Here is a 16,025-nt window from a genome sequence, read left to right as displayed (position 1 = left end):
AGCGCCGACGGGGGCCGTTTCGAAAAAGTTGAGATACTGGCGACGGAAATCCGGCCCCGCCGCGTTTGAATGGGTATGAGCAGCGGCAATCAGGTCGCGTCAACAAGGGAAAAACCGATATGAAAAGCTCGAAAATCATCACGGCCATTGTTCTTTCGGCGGTCGCAGTCACAGGCACATCCGTTTTGGCCGCAGGCCCAAAAGACCGCGAGCCAGTGTCGTTTCAGGAACTGGATGCCAACAATGATGGTCAGGTGACACAGGAAGAAATGCTGGCGCATCGCAACCAGCGTTTCACGCAGGCCGACACCGATGGCGACGGCCAGCTGAGCGTCGAGGAAATGCAGGCGGCGGCCCAGCAAAAGGCAAACGACCGGGTCACGAAGATGTTCGACAAGTATGACGCCAACAGCGACGGATTTCTGAGCGACGATGAGTTGCCCAAGCCGCGCCGGGCTGACAAGATGTTTGATCGGATGGATGCGGATAACAGTGGCGGCATCTCAGAGCAGGAATTTGCCGATGCGAAGGAAAAGATGGGCCGGCATCACAAGAAGCGTGCCAAGGCGGGCTCTGACGACAACTGATGCGGGATGGAGGATCTGACCTCCCACATGCAACAGGTTCGCGGTGCGGATTGCACCGCGAACGACCTCAGCGACGATGTGTTGCTGGGGCGCTTTGCCAATGGCGACGCAAAGGCCGCGCGGGTTTTGACCGACCGTCTGGGGCCGCGCAGCTATTCGGTCGCGCTGCGTATGCTCGGGAACCGGGCCGAGGCCGAGGATGTGACGCAGGACGCGATGATGCGCCTGTGGCAGATGGCGCCGGATTGGGTTTCGGGGCAGGCCAAAGTGTCGACATGGCTCTATCGGGTGACGCTGAACCTGTGCGTCGACCGCAAGCGCAAAAAGGCCCCCGACCGATTGTCGGACGTGCCCGAGCCCGAGGACGGCGCGGCCAGCGTTGTCGACCGGATGCAGGACACGGCGCGCAAGGACGCGCTGCAAGTGGCGCTGTCGCAACTGCCTGACCGGCAACGGCAAGCGGTGATCCTGCGCCATATCGAAGAATTGCCCAACCCCGAGATTGCCGGGATCATGGGGATTTCGGTAGAAGCGGTCGAAAGCCTGACGGCGCGGGGAAAACGGGCGTTGGCGGCCATATTGGCCGGGCGTAAGGACGAACTGGGGTATGACGATGGCTGATGACAACATGGAACTGGATCAATTGTTTGCCCAGGCCCGGCAGGATCGCCCGGCGCTGCCGGATGATCTGGCCGTGCGCATCCAGACCGATGCCGAAGCGGTTCGGCTGGGGCGCCTCAGACCCGCGCGCCAGCCGCGTTGGGCCCGCATTCTGAGCAGTATCGGCGGCTGGCAGGGTATGGGCGGACTGGTTGCCGCCAGTGCGGCGGGCATCTGGATCGGCTTTTCGGCCCCCGGATTTCTGCCCGACCCCGCAGGTCTTCTGACCGCGCAGGACACCTCGTATCTGGTGGCTGACCTCGGGTTCGACACCACCTTTCTGGAGAGCACGGAATGAGCGCTGATCCCAAACCGAAACGGCGTTGGATGCCGATTGTACTGGTCGTTTCACTGGCCCTGAACCTTCTGATTGTCGGCATGGCGGCTGGGACGGCGCTGCGGCTGAAGGGCAGTGATCACGCAAAGTCACCGCCGGGGTTTGCCTCGGCCCTGTACCGTGCGCTGCCCAAAGAGGATCGCAAGGCGATGCGCGGCGAATTGTCGGGGCTGCACAAGAAGGGTTCGAAAAACCGCAAGCAGGACTTTCAGGAACTCAGTCAGGCCCTGCGCGCGGTGCCGTTTGATCCGGCTGCCGTCGAAATCCTGTTGCAGCAGCACGCGCAATCCATGGCCGATCTGCAGGTGGCTCTGCAAACCCAATGGCTGGACCGCGTGACCGATATGAGCGATCAGGAACGTCAGGACTATGCGGATCGATTGGAAGAGGTCGTGGATCGCGGCCCGCGCGGCCACAAGAAAAAGGACTGACCGGATCAGGCGGCGTTTTGCCTGATCCAGACCTGATTGCGCCCGGCCTTTTTCGCGGCATAAAGCGCCTTGTCGGCGGACTTCAAAAGGTCTTCTGCAGGTTCCGGCGTGCTGTCTTGGGACAGGTAAGCCGGGGCGGACATTTTCAACCCGATGCTGATAGTCACATCGACCGAGCCGTGATGATCGGGAAGATGGAACGGTTTTTCGCAGATGCGGGCGCAAAGAGCCTCGGCCAGTTTCAGGGCTTTGGTCCGCGACGTGTTCGGCACCACGATCACAAACTCTTCTCCGCCGATACGGGCGACGAATCCTGTTTTGCCAAGAACGTCCCGCATACGCGCGGCGGCCTGGCTGAGAACCAGGTCGCCGCCCGCGTGACCGAAACTGTCATTGATGGCTTTGAAATGATCGAGATCGGCCAGCATGACGGCAAACCCTCGACCGGTCTTGACCGACTGGCGTGCGATCAGATTCAGTTCGTGCATCGCGTAGCGCCGGTTGTAGAGGCCGGTCAGCGGGTCGATCCACGAATCCGCGATACCCTTTTTTAACGAGGCCCGCATACGGTCCATCCGCGCCTTGCGGGCGATCTGGTTTTCCAGCCTCAGCAACACCTCCTGCCCGCAGAACCCGCCAAGACAGACGGCATCTGCGCCCCGGTCCAAAGCCTCAGCCGCGCGGGCGGCGTTGTTGTCCTGCAGCACCCCGATCAAGACCGTGTTCCGCGTGGCGCCGCGCGATCTGAGGTCGGCCAGAGTGCGCAGGCAGGATGGGTCTGCGTCCAACTCGACCACAATCGCGTCCGGAACCGCGCCGGACAAAACACCCCGCAGGTCGGATTGGGTGGACCATGTCAGGTTGCAGCCCGACTGCCCGCTCAGCGCCCTGAGCCATGCCGCGCCGGTGCGCGCCGTGTTGGTCAGGATACCCACATGTGCGGGTCTGGGCGGGGCGATCGGGTCGGCAGCGAGTTCCGCAAAACCGATCGATTGCGGGCCGTCTTTGACGTCAAGCTCCTGCGTGTCGGCGCGGGCCCGCAAAAGGCTGCGGATGCGCGCCAGCAGCAATGTGTCCTTGAATGGGTGAACCAGCACATCGTCCAGCCCATCGGCCAAGGCCCGCAGCCTTGCACCCTTGTCATTCTGAACCGCGATTGCAACGACCGGAACATCCGCAAGGTCCGGTTCATTCGCGATCATCTTCTTGACCTCTGCCGCTGTTCCATCGGGCAAGGTCTGGGCGGTCAGCACCAGATCGGGCCGCGTGCGCCGAAGAAGGGCTGGCAGGCCTTTCAGTTTTTCCCCCTGAACCACGTGATACCAGGCCGCCGTCAGCTGAACCTTCAGCATGATGCGATTTGTCGATACCCCGTCGAGGACAAGGATGGTTCCCTGCACGGACATTGTTGCTCACCATTGATTGCATGCGTGAACAAAGTGTTTATGAGTCTGGTTAACAAACCCTTTCCAAGCCTGCGATCCGGGAAAAATTAATGTCCATCTCCGACGATTCTGCGCAAACGCTGGCCCTGAACGCTCTGGGCTGGCTGGTCGGGAATGAGGAACTTCTGCCTGTTTTTCTGGGCTCAACCGGACTGGCCGCAAGCGATCTGCGCGACCGGGCGGCCGAGCCGGAATTCATGGCCTCGGTGCTGGATTTCCTGATGCTTGACGATTCGTGGATCATGGCGTTTTGTGACGCAAACGCAGTCGCCTATGACCAACCCGCACAGGCGCGGGCGGTTCTGTCGGGCGGCGCGGATATCCACTGGACCTAACTACTACTGCCGCAGGAGCCCCCGAATGCCCATCGAAGCGATCTTGTTCGACAAGGACGGCACGCTGTTTGACTTTGCCGACACATGGGGCACCTTCGCGCGCACCTTGCTGCTGCGCCTGTCCGACAACGACACCGCGCGCGCCGCCGAGTTGGGGCAGGCTATCGGCTTCGACTTTGAGCGCGAGCATTACGCGCCCGACAGCGTCGTGATCGCCGGAACGGTCGAGGAAATTGCCGAAGCCCTGCACCCGCATCTTGAGGGCATCGACCGCGCTGAGCTGATCGAGTTGATGAACCAGGAAGCCGCCGCCGCGCCGCAAGCGCCTGCAGTGCCCTTGGGGCCGTTTCTGGAAGGGTTGAAGGAATCGGGGATCAGGCTGGGTGTGGCGACGAATGACAGTGAACACCCGGCGCTGCAGCATCTGGAATCGGCGGGGATCAAAGACCATTTCGACTTTATTGCCGGGTATGACAGCGGCCACGGGTTCAAGCCCGGACCCGGCCAGTTGCTGGCCTTTGCGACCCATATCGGCATCGATCCGGCCCGAATTGCCATGGTCGGGGACAGTTTGCACGACCTTCAGGCCGGGCGGGCCGCTGGAATGACCACAATCGGCGTGCTGACCGGACTGGCCGAGGCCGAAGCGCTGGCCCCGATGGCGGATGTCGTGCTGCCGGATATCGGGCATATCCCGGCATGGCTGGCGCAAAACTGACCGCACGAAGCTGAAATTCGGCGAGTCAGGTTAGAAAACCGACACAACCTGTCGCAGACAGAGCGGCCTGCTGCCCCGCTTCGGGGCTTGCTTGAAGGAAAGCAAAAGCAGGAGGTGATGATGGCCGACACCACAACTCGCAAACGTCGTGGCGGCGGGCGTGCCGGAGCAGCCGCGCGTCGGGGTAGCGCTGCCATCGATCAGATGCCCTGGAACCCGCCGGTCAATATCGACCGCCCCACCGAACCATTGGATCAGGCGGGGGTCGAGGCGATCCACGATGGCGCGATGCGCATCCTCGAAGAGATCGGTGTCGAGTTCTACAATGAAGAGGCCATCGGAATTCTGCGCCAGGCCGGGTGCACCATAGACGGTGACAACGTGCGCATGGGCCGCGATTTCGTGATGGAGATGGTGGCGAAAGCGCCAAGTCAGTTTTCGATCACGCCGCGCAACCTGAACCGTAAGATCGAGATCGGCGGTAAGAACCTGCTGTTCGGCAACGTGTCCTCTCCGCCGAATTACTGGGACATGGAGATCGGCACCAAGGTTCCCGGCAATCGCGAGATGTGCCGGAATCTGCTGAAACTCACGCAGTATTTCAACTGTATCCACTTCGCAGGCGGCTATCCGGTTGAGCCGGTGGATCTACACGCAAGTATCCGGCATCTGGACGTGCTCTACGACAAGTTGACCCTGACGGACAAGGTGATGCACGCCTATTCGCTGGGTAAAGAGCGTGTCGAAGACGTGATGGAGATGGTCCGCATAGCGGGCGGCCTGACCCACGAAGAGTTCGAAGCAACCCCCCGGATGTACACCAACATCAACTCGACCTCGCCGCTGAAGCATGACCATCCGATGATCGACGGCTGTCTGCGTCTGGCGCGGCGGGGGCAGGCGGTGGTGGTGACACCGTTCACGCTGGCCGGAGCGATGGCCCCGGTGACCATGGCGGGCGCGGTTGCCCAGTCTTTGGCCGAGGCCTTGTGCGCGATTGCGTTGTTCCAGTATGTGCGTCCGGGTACGCCTTCGGTGATCGGCACGTTCACCTCGAATGTGGATATGAAAAGTGGCGCGCCGGCCTTTGGAACGCCGGAATATATGCGTTCGACCCAGATGACCGGCCAGATGGCGCGGTATTACGGCCTGCCGATGCGGTCCTCGGGGGTGTGTGCCGCGAATGTACCGGATGGGCAGTCGATTTGGGAAACATCGAACTCACTGTGGGCGGCGGTGCAGTCGGGTACGAATGTCGTCTACCACGCTGCGGGATGGCTGGAGGGCGGGCTGATTGCCAGCCCCGAGAAGTTTATCATGGATTGTGAAATCCTGCAGCAAATTCAGCGGTATATGAACCCGGAGCTGACAGCGACCGGCCCGGATGAGATCGCGCTGGATGCCATTCGCTCGGTCGGTAATGACGGTCATTTCTTTGGCATCCAGCACACGCAGGACCGTTATACCACCGCGTTCTACCAGCCGTTCCTCAGCGACTGGAAGAACTACGAGGGCTGGGACGCGGCCGGCGGTATCTGGACGGCGGAACGCGCGCATCACATGTTCAAGGAAATCATCACCAGCTTCGAGGCCCCGCCGATGGATGACGCCATTCGGGAGGAACTGGCAGACTTCGTGGAACGGCGCAAAGCCGAAGGTGGCGCGCCCACGGATTTCTGACACTCAAAAGCTTCGCATATCTGAGCCGAGCTTGTCGTTTTGTTAAGGATTGTCGGGCCAGATTGGGGGCGTAACCAATCCGGGGCATCTGATGCATGGTCTGATCAATCGGGCGCTACAGTCGTTTGTCTGCGCAACCTACGGGCGCCCCTGCTGGCAGCGCGTGACCGAGGTGGCAGGCCTGGGCTTTACCGAATTTGAAGCCATGCTCGTGTATGACGATGTGGTATCGGCGCGGGTTCTGACGGCGCTGAGTGACGACCTGAACCGCCCGCAGGCAGAGATTCTCGAGGACCTTGGCACTTACCTTGTGTCGCACCCGAACACGGAAGGGCTGCGCCGTCTACTGCGTTTTGGCGGGGTGACTTATGTGGAGTTTCTGCACTCGCTGGATGATCTGGCGGATCGAGTAAGGTTGGCGGTCTCGGACCTTGCCTTGCCTGCCTTGGAACTGCGGGAACTGAACGCCGCCGAATTCCAACTTCTCTGCTTTCCCGGTCTGCCGGGCTATTCCAGCGTCATGGTCGGTGTGCTGCGGGCTATGGCGGATGATTACGGGGCGCTGGTGATGCTGTCGCATGACGGGGTACAGGGCGAGGCCGAGGTAATCTCGGTCATGCTGGTCGAAAGCGCTTTTGCCGAGGGGCGTCATTTCGATCTGGGGGCGCGTAAGGGATGATGCAATCGGATAAGCTTGCCGGTTTGCTGGAAACGCTTTGCCCGATGTTCGTGTTGGTGGATGACGGCGGCTGTATACGGCGGGCCGGTCCGACGCTGCAGAAACTGCGGTCTGATACAGTGCTGATCGGTCGGAACTTTCTGGATGTTTTTGAACTGATCCGCCCGCGTGCGGTGACAACGATGCCTGCTCTCATGTCGATGGCCGGGGCGCGGGTGCACCTGAAATTCCTTGATGAACCGCGCACGGCGCTTAAGGGTCTGGTCGCGCCGCTGCCCGATGGGGGCGGGGCAGTGATCAACCTGTCGTTCGGGATTTCGATACTGGACGCAGTGCGCGACTACGCTCTGACCAGCGCCGATTTCTCGGGCACCGATCTGGCGATCGAACTGCTCTATCTGGTCGAGGCGAAATCGGCGGCGATGGAGGCGTCGCGATCCCTGAACCTTCGCCTGCAAGGCGCGATGCTTGCCGCAGAAGAGCAGGCGTATACCGACACGCTGACGGGGATAAAGAACCGGCGCGCCATGGATCACATGCTGGGGTATTTGGTTTCGGCAAACTCGAGTTTTGCGCTGATGAATCTGGATCTGGATTTCTTCAAATCGGTAAACGACCGGTTGGGACATGCCGCAGGTGATTTTGTTCTGCAAAACGCTGCCCGGATCATGGTCGAGGAAACGCGCGGCAGCGACATGGTGGCCCGGGTTGGGGGTGATGAGTTTGTGATTTTCTTCAAAGACTTGAACGACGAAGCTGTGCTTGCCGCGATTGCGGACCGCATCATCACGCGCCTGCAGGAACCGGTGGTCGTTCAGGGTGAAACCTGCCGGATTTCTGCCAGCATCGGCATGGCCCTGTCGACCCAGTTCAAACAGCCAAATGCTGCAGCGATGTTGAAGGCGGCGGATCAGGCCTTGTATCAGGCCAAACGCGCTGGGCGATCACGCCACCGGCTGCATTCGACCCTGTCCAGCGCATAACGTTGTGTGATCCATCGCGGACCCGATGCCGCAGTCAGGGGCGCGCGCCTTCGGAAAACGCCTGGCGCAGTTTTTCGGCAATCCGGGTTTGGATCGGGGGCAATTCGCCCACGACCGGCATCACGTGGCCTGTGAACTGCGCCCGGTTCAGTTCCTCGGGGATGTCGTCCAGAACATGACCTCCGACGCAGGCAAAGAAGGGCAGGCAGATGGCGTTCTCTCCGGTGCCACTGGCGGTGTCGGAGATAGAGGGCGGCTCCTCAACAAATCCCACGCGGATGGATTTGAGCGTAAGCAACTGGCCCAACCGGGTGGCAAACGCGTTGGCCACGGCAGAGGGGTTTCGACTGCGGCCAGACCCGTGCGCGGCGATCACCAGATCGGTCGCGGCCGCATCCCATCGCAGCCCCGCCACCGTGTCACGCACCGCATCCGCCGCCAGCCGGGGCAGGTCTTGGTCGATGCCCAACGGGTCGAGAACGCGCAGATTCCGGTCGCCGATCCGTTTCGGCAATGCACTGGTCACAAACCACCCTTTGGCCATGAACAGAGGGTAAATCACGGCCCCCTCTGGAAGGTTGTCCATTTGCGCCTCAAGCGCGCCGGGGGCGGCCAGGGTGGCCGAGCGTACGGAAACCGACCCGGCCAGCGCGTCGACCTTGGCCGCGAAAGACGCAAGGGCCGCCTCGGCCGGGTCCGGGTCCGAGGGCTGGCCATGAGCGACGATAATGGCATGCGGCATGCGCGGGTCTCCTGTCTGAGTGCGCGAAAGATGTGTCGCCCGACACAAAAGTCAAACCGTGATTAACCCAGAAGGGTCAACCAGAGCCAGACAGTCAATATCGAAGCGGCGGTCCCGAGCAGGACGGATGAGGCGGCAACCCGCTTGGCCCGACCATACATGGAGGCGAAGATATAGGCGTTGAAGCCCGGAGCCATCGCTGCGTTCAACACGCCGGACCGGAACAGGTCCTGCGGCAGCCCCACGGATTTGCCAAACAGCCAGACCAGGCTTGGATGCAGCATCAGCGAGATGCAACAGACATAGGCGATGGTGCGCAGATCGCCTTCGGGTTTGTATTTGACCAGTACACCCCCAAGCGCAAACAGCGCCCCCGGCAGGGCTGCGCGTGTCACCAGTTCCAGTGCCTCGTCCACAACGGCCGGGATGGTCAGACCGGACAGATTGACCACAAACCCCAAGCCGATACCCAGGATCAGCGCGTTTTTGAACATGGCCGACAGAACCGACCGGGCCATATGCGCGCCGCTGTGACCCCGGTTGCGGACAACCTCCATCACCGTGATCCCGACGCCGTAGCAAAAGGGCGAATGGAAGGCGATGATCGCGTAGTTCCCGGTCAGGTTTTCCGGTCCGTAGGCGCGTTCGGTGATCGGAAGGCCCAGCAGGACCGAGTTCGAGAACAGGCAACAGAACCCGATCGCGACGCAATCCTCCCAATCGCGGCCAAAGATGATGCGCGCGCCGAACAGGCCGACCGTGAAACACAAGGCCGCCGCCGAATAGAAGCTGGCTAGCAGGCGGGGATCGAAACTTGCGCTGAGGTCCAGATGGGCAATCGCCAGAAACAGCAGGCAGGGAATGGCAAAGCCCTGCGTGAACTTCATCAGCCCGTCAACGTGGACTTCCTTGAAATACCCGGAGCGTGTCGCGGCGTAGCCGGCACCGATCACCAGAAAAACCGGTAGGATGACGTTGATCAGGTTCTGAAGCATGCCGCCCCCGCTGGCTGTGCCGCTGACGATATCCGGCAGGCGCGGGGCAGGGCCTCACAGCGCCTGATGGATCACCATGCCGTCAAAAGCGGGGGTGATGTAGTCGGGTGTCTCGGCCTCGACCGTGGCATAGTCGAGGTCGATATGCATGTTGGTCAGAACGGCGCGCTGGGGACGCAGTTTCTCGATCCAGCCCAGGGTCTTTTCCAGATGCGCGTGGGTGGGGTGCGGCGCGCGGCGCAGGGCGTCGATGATGAGGCAATCCAGCCCCTCCATCTCGGGCCAGGCGTCGTCGTAAATCTCGGCGACATCAGGCAGATAGACGAGTTTTCCAAGACGGAACCCCAGAGAGTCTATCGAGCCGTGATTGACCTTGAAGGGGTGGAACGGGATCGGGCCGCCGGGGCCGTCCACTTCAAACGGGCCATTAATGGATTTCAGGTCCAGAATAGGCGGATAGGGTGAGCCTTCAGGCTGGATGAACGCGTAACCGAACCGCCCAAGCAGGGCGTTTTGCGTGTCGCCATCGGCCCAGACCGGAACGCGCGTCTTCATGTTGAAGACGATCATGCGCAGGTCGTCGATGCCGTGAACGTGATCCGCATGCGAATGGGTATAGACCACTCCATCCAGCCGCCCGGTTCCCGAATCCAGCAACTGGCTGCGCATGTCCGGCGAGGTGTCGATCAGGACCGAGGTCGTGCCCTCGGGGCCGTCCCGTTCCACCAGCATCGAGCAGCGGCGGCGGATATTTCTTGGATTATTCGGATCGCACGCGCCCCATTGCCCGCCCAAACGGGGAACGCCGCCGGATGATCCGCAGCCCAGAATGGTGCAACGCAATTGGGTCATGCAGCGGCCTTGTCGTGGGCCGCTTTCGAAAACAGCCGCTCGAAATTGGATTGCGTCTGCGTCGCAAAGGCGGCGTAGTCCATGCCAAACACCTCGGCCCCTTTGCGGGCGGTTTGGGCCGTATAGGCAGGCTCGTTGCGTTTACCGCGATACGGTGGTGGCGCCAGATATGGCGCGTCGGTTTCGACCAGAATGCGGTCTACAGGGGCGCTGGCGAAGATGTCGCGCAACTCCTGACTTTTGGGAAAAGCCGCGATGCCGGACATGGACAGGTAAAAACCAAGATCCAGGGCCGCTTTGGCCAGTTCGCCTGAGGATGAAAAGCAGTGCATGACGCAGGAATAGGGCGCGTTGCGGTATTCTTCGGTCAGGATGCGGGCCATGTCGTCATCGGCGGCGCGGGCGTGGATGATCAGGGGCAGGCCGGTGCGCTGGGCCGCTTCGATATGGATGCGCAGGGATTGCTGCTGAATGTCCTTGCTTTCGGCGGTGTAGTGATAATCCAGCCCGCTTTCGCCGATGCCGACGAATTTCGGGTGCTGCGACAGGGCGACCAGTTCGTCCACCGTTGCCATCGGCTCATCAGCGGCGCTCATCGGGTGGGTGCCTGCGGCGTAGAAGACCGGCGCGTGCGCCTCGGCAATGGCGCGAACGGTGGGTTCGTTGCGCAGGCGGGTGCAGATCGTGACCATGCGGGTGACGCCAGCCTCGGCGGCATTGGCGATGATCTGGTCCAATTGCCCTTCGAAATCGGGGAAATCCAGATGGCAATGGCTGTCGGTGATCTGGGGGGTGTCGCTCATCTGCTCTGACCGGCGGTTTCCTGTATCTTGAACACCGTATCTAGGACCAGAGCGGCAGGGTCAAGGTTCACCGCTTGACCATGTCGCGCGCGGGCAGTGATTGTCGCCGCAACCTCGGCCCAGCGGCGGGCCTGATGCGGTGAGGCGGACAGGCGCGCCAGCGTCTCCGCCTCGTTCGGGGCGGCCTCGGGCGTTGGGGGTGCCCCCGTTGCCCCGGTCAGCGCCAGACGCGACAGGGCTACGTCGATCAGCGTCAGCAACAGGTCGAACCTTTCCGCCGCGCCGCGCTGGGCGGCGGCTTCGGCCAGGGCCAGCGCGCGTTGGCGATCCATGCGGGGCAGGGTGCCCAGAATGGCGATAAGCTCGGCGTAAATCTCCAGCCCGCCCAGATTGATCAGGCGTACCGCGTCGCCTACCGATCCGGCGGCGAGGGCGGCCAGATGGTCCGTCTTGCCCGGCAATTCGGCCCCGGTCTGGGACAGCGCGGCCTGCATGTCCCCGGGTCCCAGAGCGGACAGGCGCAAGGTGCGGCAGCGCGACCGGATCGTCGGCAACAGGCGTGACGGCTGGTGCGAAACCAGCAGCAGCGTTGTCCGCGCGGGCGGTTCTTCGAGCATTTTCAGCAGAGCGTTTGCAGCGCTGACATTCATCTCGTCCGCCGCATCCACGATCACCACCCGGCGACCGCCATCGGCAGAGGACAGGCCGAAGAATTTGCCAAGCTTGCGAATGTCGTCCACGACGATCTCGTTCCGCAACCGGCCCTGATCGTTCAGCGAGCGGGTGATTGCGGCCAGCCCCGGTTCCGCCCCTGCCAGAATGCGGTGCGCGACCGGGTGTTCGGGATCGATATCCAGCGTTTCAGGGGGTGGGGGCGCACCAAACAGCCCGCCATCATCCGCCGGGGGCGTCGCCAGCAGGAACCGCGCGATCCGCCAGGCCAGGGTCGCCTTGCCAACCCCGCGCGGCCCCGTCAGCAACCAGCCATGATGCAGGCGATCCGAGTTGAACGCCGTCAGAAACGCCTGTTCCGCCGCGTCCTGTCCGAACAAACGGGTGGTTTCGCGCGGATGCGGTGCGCCGGGGGCCTGATCCGGGGTTGGGGTATCGTCGCTCATCTTCTATCGCAGGGCTGCCATGACGATATCTGTCACATCCCGGGCGACGCTGTCCATGTCCCGATTGCCGTCAACCACGCGAAAACGGTCCGAGAATTCCTCGGCCAGGGCCAGAAACCCGGCCCGCATGTTCTGTTGCAGGGTCGGCCCAAAATCCTCGAACCGTTCTTCGGTGCCTTGCCGACCCTTGGCGCGGGACAGGCCGGTTTCGGGGTCCATGTCGATCAGCAGAGTTATATCCGGCTCGCGCCCGATCATCAGGCTGTGCAACTGGTCCACCACCCCGCGCAGATCACCGCGCGACAGGCCCTGATACATGCGGGTGCTGTCGGCAAAACGGTCGCAGATCACAACCTTCCCCGCGGCCAGCGCAGGTTCGATTGTACGTTCCAGATGGTCGCGGCGGGCGGCGGTGAAGAGTAGAATCTCGGTCTCCGCCGACCAGCGGTCCGGGTCCCCTTCCAGAACGAGACTGCGGATTTCCTCGGCCCCGGCAGAACCACCCGGTTCTCGGGTCAAGACGACCTCATGACCCGCCTCGCGCAGATGCTGCGCCAGCATCCGCGCCTGAGTGGATTTTCCCGAACCGTCAATGCCTTCGAAGGTCAGAAACAACCCCGCCCGCGTCACATCGACTCCAGCGGAGTATTGATCACGTCTTTCAGAACGATCCCGCCCACGGTCATCATCCGCACCAGAAAGCCGCCAAGGGCCACATCTTCAGCCGCGACCAGAGGGCGGCGGATTTCCGGCAGCCCTTCGGGTTTGATCACCAGTTCGGCCAGTTGCTGGCCCTTAGCCACGGGCGCATTGATGGGGCCTTCGTAGACCACTTCGGCCTCGACATTTTGGGTGCCCAGAACCGGGAACAGCACGGACAGGTCGCCCTCGGGCACCAGCCCGACGGTGCTTTTCTCACCCATCCACAGCTTGGCTTCGGCTATCGGCGTTTCCGCGTTGGCAACTGTCCTCTCGACAAAATTGCGAAACGACCAGTTAACCACGGCCTCAGCCTCCTCTGCGCGCTGGCCGGTGCTGTCGAGGCCCGAAAGCACAAAGATCACCCGCCGGTCGCCCTGCTTGGCCGAGCCGACAAGTCCATACCCGGCCTCTTGCGTGTGGCCGGTTTTCAGGCCATCCGCGCCGATATCCAGTTTCAGCAGCGGGTTCCGGTTGCGTTTGTTCGATGGCGCGCGCCCGTCAAATTCGTATTCTTCCTCGGCGAAGAGCGGGTAGTATTCAGGGAAATCGCTGATCAGACGGTCCGCGAGAACGGCCAGATCATGCACCGACATCATATGACCTGCGGCGGGCCAGCCGTTGGAATTGGCGAAGTTCGAGTTGTCCATGCCCATCTGCTTGGCCCGCTGGGTCATGTATCGGGCAAACCCGGCCTCGGTTCCATCGGGGCTAAGCGCCTCGGCAATCACGACACAGGCATCGTTGCCGGACAGCACGATGATCCCGCGCAGCAAATCCTCGACCGTCACCCGATCCTGCGTGTTCAGGAACATGGTCGAGCCGCCATAGCTCATGGCATGTTCCGACACTGGAAGGGTTTCGCTGAGCGTCAGCCGCCCGTCCCGCAGCGCCTCGAACGCCACATAAAGTGTCATGAGCTTGGACATTGAGGCAGGCGGCAACGGCTGATCTGCGTCTTTGGACAGCAGCACCGTGCCGGTCGTCTGGTCCATCACATAAGCAGCGCGCGCCGAAGTGTCGAACGCATGGGCCGGTACCGCCAAAAGGGCCAGCGCCAGAACAGAATTTCGCAGTGAGGACAGCATAGATTGCCTCCTATCTCAGTTGGATACGGTGAACGCGTCGGAAAAGCCCAGGTCTTTCACATCACTCTGCATGGCCCGGCGCTCGGCCCTGTTTGTGGCAGGTCCGACCAGAACGCGCCAGACGGTCTTATCCTCGGTCTCTAACTCGCGCACTTCGGCGGCCATTCCGTTTCGGCGGATCTTTTCAGCCGCGCTGTTTGCATTCACTTCGACGCCAAAGGTCCCGATTTGCACATAGGGTTTCGACAGCGAAGATGTCGCCGCCGGAGCCGCAGCGGCCACGGGCGTTGGGTCCGACGCCTCGATTGCGGCAGCGGCACCTTCGATGGGATCAAGCGGCGTTTCGGTGATCTCGTTCGGGTCTTTCTTCTGCCACCATTTCCGTTTCGCGGGCTTTTCGGCAGGCGCTTCAACTGGCGCATCTGTCAGGGCAGGGGTTGCAGTCGCGCTGGCCACTTCGGTCGCGGTACTGGCGGTTTCGACCGTCGCAGCGGTGGCCGCCGTGGCTGTACCCGCGGCTGCGGCAGTCGCGGGCTCTTTCTTTTGCCACCATTTGCGCTTGGCGGGTTTTTCGGCCGCTTCCGTTTCCTCAGGCTCTTCGGCAGAGGTATCGGCGTCAGCGCTTGCAGTTTCTTCGGCCGCTTCCGTCGGGGCCTCGACGGACGCAGCAACCGCCGCTCCGGTCGCAGCAGCGGCACCTGCCGCCGGTTCCTTCTTTTGCCACCATTTCCGTTTCGCGGGTTGCTCTGTTTCGGTTTCGGCCACTTCGGTGGCCTCATCCGTCACGTCTTCGGCTTCAGTGCCTTGGGCCTCGGTTTCTGCTGCCGGGGGCGGAGTTTCCTCAATCGTCTCGCGGCGCAGCGCGACGACCTGAATCTTGACCGGCGCGCCCGCCAACATCCCAAGTTGTTCGGCGGCGGCGGACGACACCTGCAGGGCCGGTCCCGGCAGGTTCCGTTCGCGCCGGAACAGCGCACCGACTACAGTCTTGTCATTCGCGGCGTTCTTGATCACCACTCGTTCGGGCTGGTCCACATCGGGATGCGCCACCCAGATGCCGCCAAGCGATGGCCGCCCGTCCCAAAGCCCGGCCTCGGACACCTCGAATACCTCGGGCGCTTCAATATCGCGCTGTGAGGCCTTGGAGACACTGGGTAAAAGCTCGGTTTTACTGCTGTCTCCCGCGGCGTCGGGTGCCTCGGTATCGCTTTGTGATAATGCGGCCTCATCACACCCCGACAATACCGTCAGGGTGACGGCGAGAATAGCCAGTCCTCGCGGTTTTGCGCCTGTCTCAGTCGCTCGCTTCATCTGTGTCATCCCTTGCCTGAAGGGGCTGCGTTTCCCGAGCCCCGCCGCCAACCGACTGGTTCTGCATGCCAGCCTGATACGGTCTTATTTCGGGATCATAACGCGGCTGCGGAGCCATGGAAAGACTGCCGCGCGGCCTTCGGCAAGATTTCCCGATTTCGACTTGCCTCTGCACCAACTTGGCCTTAGACCCGGCCCCACGCGGGGAGGTGGCAGAGTGGTCGAATGCGGCGGTCTTGAAAACCGTTGGGCGTGAGAGCGTCCCCAGGGTTCGAATCCCTGTCTCCCCGCCACTCATACCTGTCTCACTTCAGTTGTGTTTTCTGACCCGGAATTGTGCCGCAATTCCTGCGAGTTGGCGCGTGCGCTTTCAATCAGAGACGGAGCAGACTGTACATTCAAAGCGCAATTCCGGCCGCAGTCTCAGTGCCGCATTTTGGCGGGGTCGCTTTGGGCTGGATTTCCCTGATAACCTGCAATTTACAGGGAATTTCTGCAAAACAGTTCTGAGTTCCGTCATTCCTCACTTAAGAACTGTATGTTTTCCAGAGGTTTATGTTGC

18 protein-coding genes and 1 tRNA gene are annotated in these 16,025 nt (G+C 61.9%); 10 read left to right on the top strand and 9 right to left on the bottom strand.

Annotation, left to right across the window (positions count from 1 at the left end; genetic code table 11):
• The first annotated feature begins 119 nt into the window (after window positions 1-119).
• From ACR0K1_RS09320 to ACR0K1_RS09305, 4 genes are read left to right on the top strand one after another with little or no spacing between them, the layout of a single operon-like run.
• Window positions 120-587, top strand: a complete 468-nt coding sequence (locus ACR0K1_RS09320) for an EF-hand domain-containing protein (protein WP_480850208.1) — start codon at window positions 120-122, stop codon at window positions 585-587.
• A 6-nt stretch (window positions 588-593) separates the two neighbouring features.
• Entirely contained in the window at window positions 594-1,208 is a 615-nt protein-coding gene (locus ACR0K1_RS09315) for an RNA polymerase sigma factor (RefSeq protein ID WP_480850206.1), read from the top strand.
• Window positions 1,201-1,545 carry a hypothetical protein gene (locus ACR0K1_RS09310; protein ID WP_480850204.1) on the top strand — a complete coding sequence of 115 codons (345 nt, stop codon included), beginning with the start codon at window positions 1,201-1,203 and terminating at the stop codon, window positions 1,543-1,545. The genes ACR0K1_RS09315 and ACR0K1_RS09310 overlap by 8 nt, the downstream gene beginning before the upstream one ends.
• The gene (locus ACR0K1_RS09305) at window positions 1,542-2,015 is read left to right on the top strand and encodes a periplasmic heavy metal sensor (protein ID WP_480850202.1); all 474 of its coding nucleotides are present in this window, start codon (window positions 1,542-1,544) and stop codon (window positions 2,013-2,015) included. The genes ACR0K1_RS09310 and ACR0K1_RS09305 overlap by 4 nt, the downstream gene beginning before the upstream one ends.
• 5 nt (window positions 2,016-2,020) lie before the next feature.
• On the opposite strand, the gene ACR0K1_RS09300 is transcribed toward ACR0K1_RS09305, so the two are convergent.
• Window positions 2,021-3,421, bottom strand: a complete 1,401-nt coding sequence (locus ACR0K1_RS09300; protein WP_480850199.1) for a diguanylate cyclase — start codon at window positions 3,419-3,421, stop codon at window positions 2,021-2,023.
• An 89-nt stretch (window positions 3,422-3,510) separates the two neighbouring features.
• Here ACR0K1_RS09300 and ACR0K1_RS09295 point away from each other — a divergent pair, with 89 nt between their 5' ends.
• From ACR0K1_RS09295 to ACR0K1_RS09275, 5 genes are all read left to right on the top strand, one after another.
• On the top strand, window positions 3,511-3,795 hold the full coding sequence (locus ACR0K1_RS09295; protein ID WP_480850197.1) for a DUF3572 domain-containing protein: 285 nt from the start codon (window positions 3,511-3,513) through the stop codon (window positions 3,793-3,795).
• Between the two features lie 25 nt (window positions 3,796-3,820).
• Window positions 3,821-4,513, top strand: coding sequence for an HAD family hydrolase (locus tag ACR0K1_RS09290; RefSeq protein WP_480850195.1), 693 nt, complete (start codon window positions 3,821-3,823; stop codon window positions 4,511-4,513).
• A gap of 120 nt (window positions 4,514-4,633) precedes the next feature.
• Window positions 4,634-6,193: a trimethylamine methyltransferase family protein gene (locus ACR0K1_RS09285; protein ID WP_480850193.1), complete on the top strand. Its 1,560-nt coding sequence runs from the start codon at window positions 4,634-4,636 to the stop codon at window positions 6,191-6,193.
• Between the two features lie 91 nt (window positions 6,194-6,284).
• Complete coding sequence (locus tag ACR0K1_RS09280; RefSeq protein ID WP_480850191.1) at window positions 6,285-6,872, top strand: heme NO-binding domain-containing protein; 588 nt, start codon at window positions 6,285-6,287, stop codon at window positions 6,870-6,872.
• A complete protein-coding gene (locus tag ACR0K1_RS09275; protein ID WP_480850189.1) occupies window positions 6,869-7,855 on the top strand; it encodes a GGDEF domain-containing protein in 987 nt (328 codons plus the stop codon). The genes ACR0K1_RS09280 and ACR0K1_RS09275 overlap by 4 nt, the downstream gene beginning before the upstream one ends.
• Before the next feature lie 34 nt (window positions 7,856-7,889).
• Here ACR0K1_RS09275 and ACR0K1_RS09270 read toward each other — a convergent pair whose 3' ends face one another.
• From ACR0K1_RS09270 to ACR0K1_RS09235, 8 genes are all read right to left on the bottom strand, one after another.
• Entirely contained in the window at window positions 7,890-8,597 is a 708-nt protein-coding gene (locus ACR0K1_RS09270; protein ID WP_480850187.1) for a CbiX/SirB N-terminal domain-containing protein, read from the bottom strand.
• Window positions 8,598-8,659: 62 nt separating this feature from the next.
• Window positions 8,660-9,592, bottom strand: coding sequence for an AEC family transporter (locus ACR0K1_RS09265; RefSeq protein ID WP_480613201.1), 933 nt, complete (start codon window positions 9,590-9,592; stop codon window positions 8,660-8,662).
• A 54-nt stretch (window positions 9,593-9,646) separates the two neighbouring features.
• Window positions 9,647-10,444, bottom strand: coding sequence for an MBL fold metallo-hydrolase (locus tag ACR0K1_RS09260; RefSeq protein ID WP_480850185.1), 798 nt, complete (start codon window positions 10,442-10,444; stop codon window positions 9,647-9,649).
• Complete coding sequence (locus tag ACR0K1_RS09255) at window positions 10,441-11,247, bottom strand: TatD family hydrolase (protein ID WP_480850183.1); 807 nt, start codon at window positions 11,245-11,247, stop codon at window positions 10,441-10,443. The genes ACR0K1_RS09260 and ACR0K1_RS09255 overlap by 4 nt, the downstream gene beginning before the upstream one ends.
• Window positions 11,244-12,365, bottom strand: coding sequence for a DNA polymerase III subunit delta' (locus ACR0K1_RS09250; RefSeq protein WP_480850181.1), 1,122 nt, complete (start codon window positions 12,363-12,365; stop codon window positions 11,244-11,246). The genes ACR0K1_RS09255 and ACR0K1_RS09250 overlap by 4 nt, the downstream gene beginning before the upstream one ends.
• Before the next feature lie 3 nt (window positions 12,366-12,368).
• Window positions 12,369-12,995 carry a dTMP kinase gene (gene tmk, locus ACR0K1_RS09245; protein ID WP_480850179.1) on the bottom strand — a complete coding sequence of 209 codons (627 nt, stop codon included), beginning with the start codon at window positions 12,993-12,995 and terminating at the stop codon, window positions 12,369-12,371.
• Window positions 12,992-14,152, bottom strand: coding sequence for a D-alanyl-D-alanine carboxypeptidase family protein (locus ACR0K1_RS09240; protein ID WP_480850177.1), 1,161 nt, complete (start codon window positions 14,150-14,152; stop codon window positions 12,992-12,994). The genes tmk and ACR0K1_RS09240 overlap by 4 nt, the downstream gene beginning before the upstream one ends.
• A 15-nt stretch (window positions 14,153-14,167) precedes the next feature.
• Window positions 14,168-15,463: an SPOR domain-containing protein gene (locus ACR0K1_RS09235; RefSeq protein WP_480850175.1), complete on the bottom strand. Its 1,296-nt coding sequence runs from the start codon at window positions 15,461-15,463 to the stop codon at window positions 14,168-14,170.
• A 203-nt stretch (window positions 15,464-15,666) separates the two neighbouring features.
• Here ACR0K1_RS09235 and ACR0K1_RS09230 point away from each other — a divergent pair.
• Window positions 15,667-15,756 (top strand) — tRNA-Ser (locus ACR0K1_RS09230).
• Window positions 15,757-16,025 lie beyond the last annotated feature (269 nt).

Source organism: Ruegeria sp. F5, from assembly GCF_056533845.1.
This window is presented reverse-complemented; position numbering and strand designations above follow the sequence as displayed.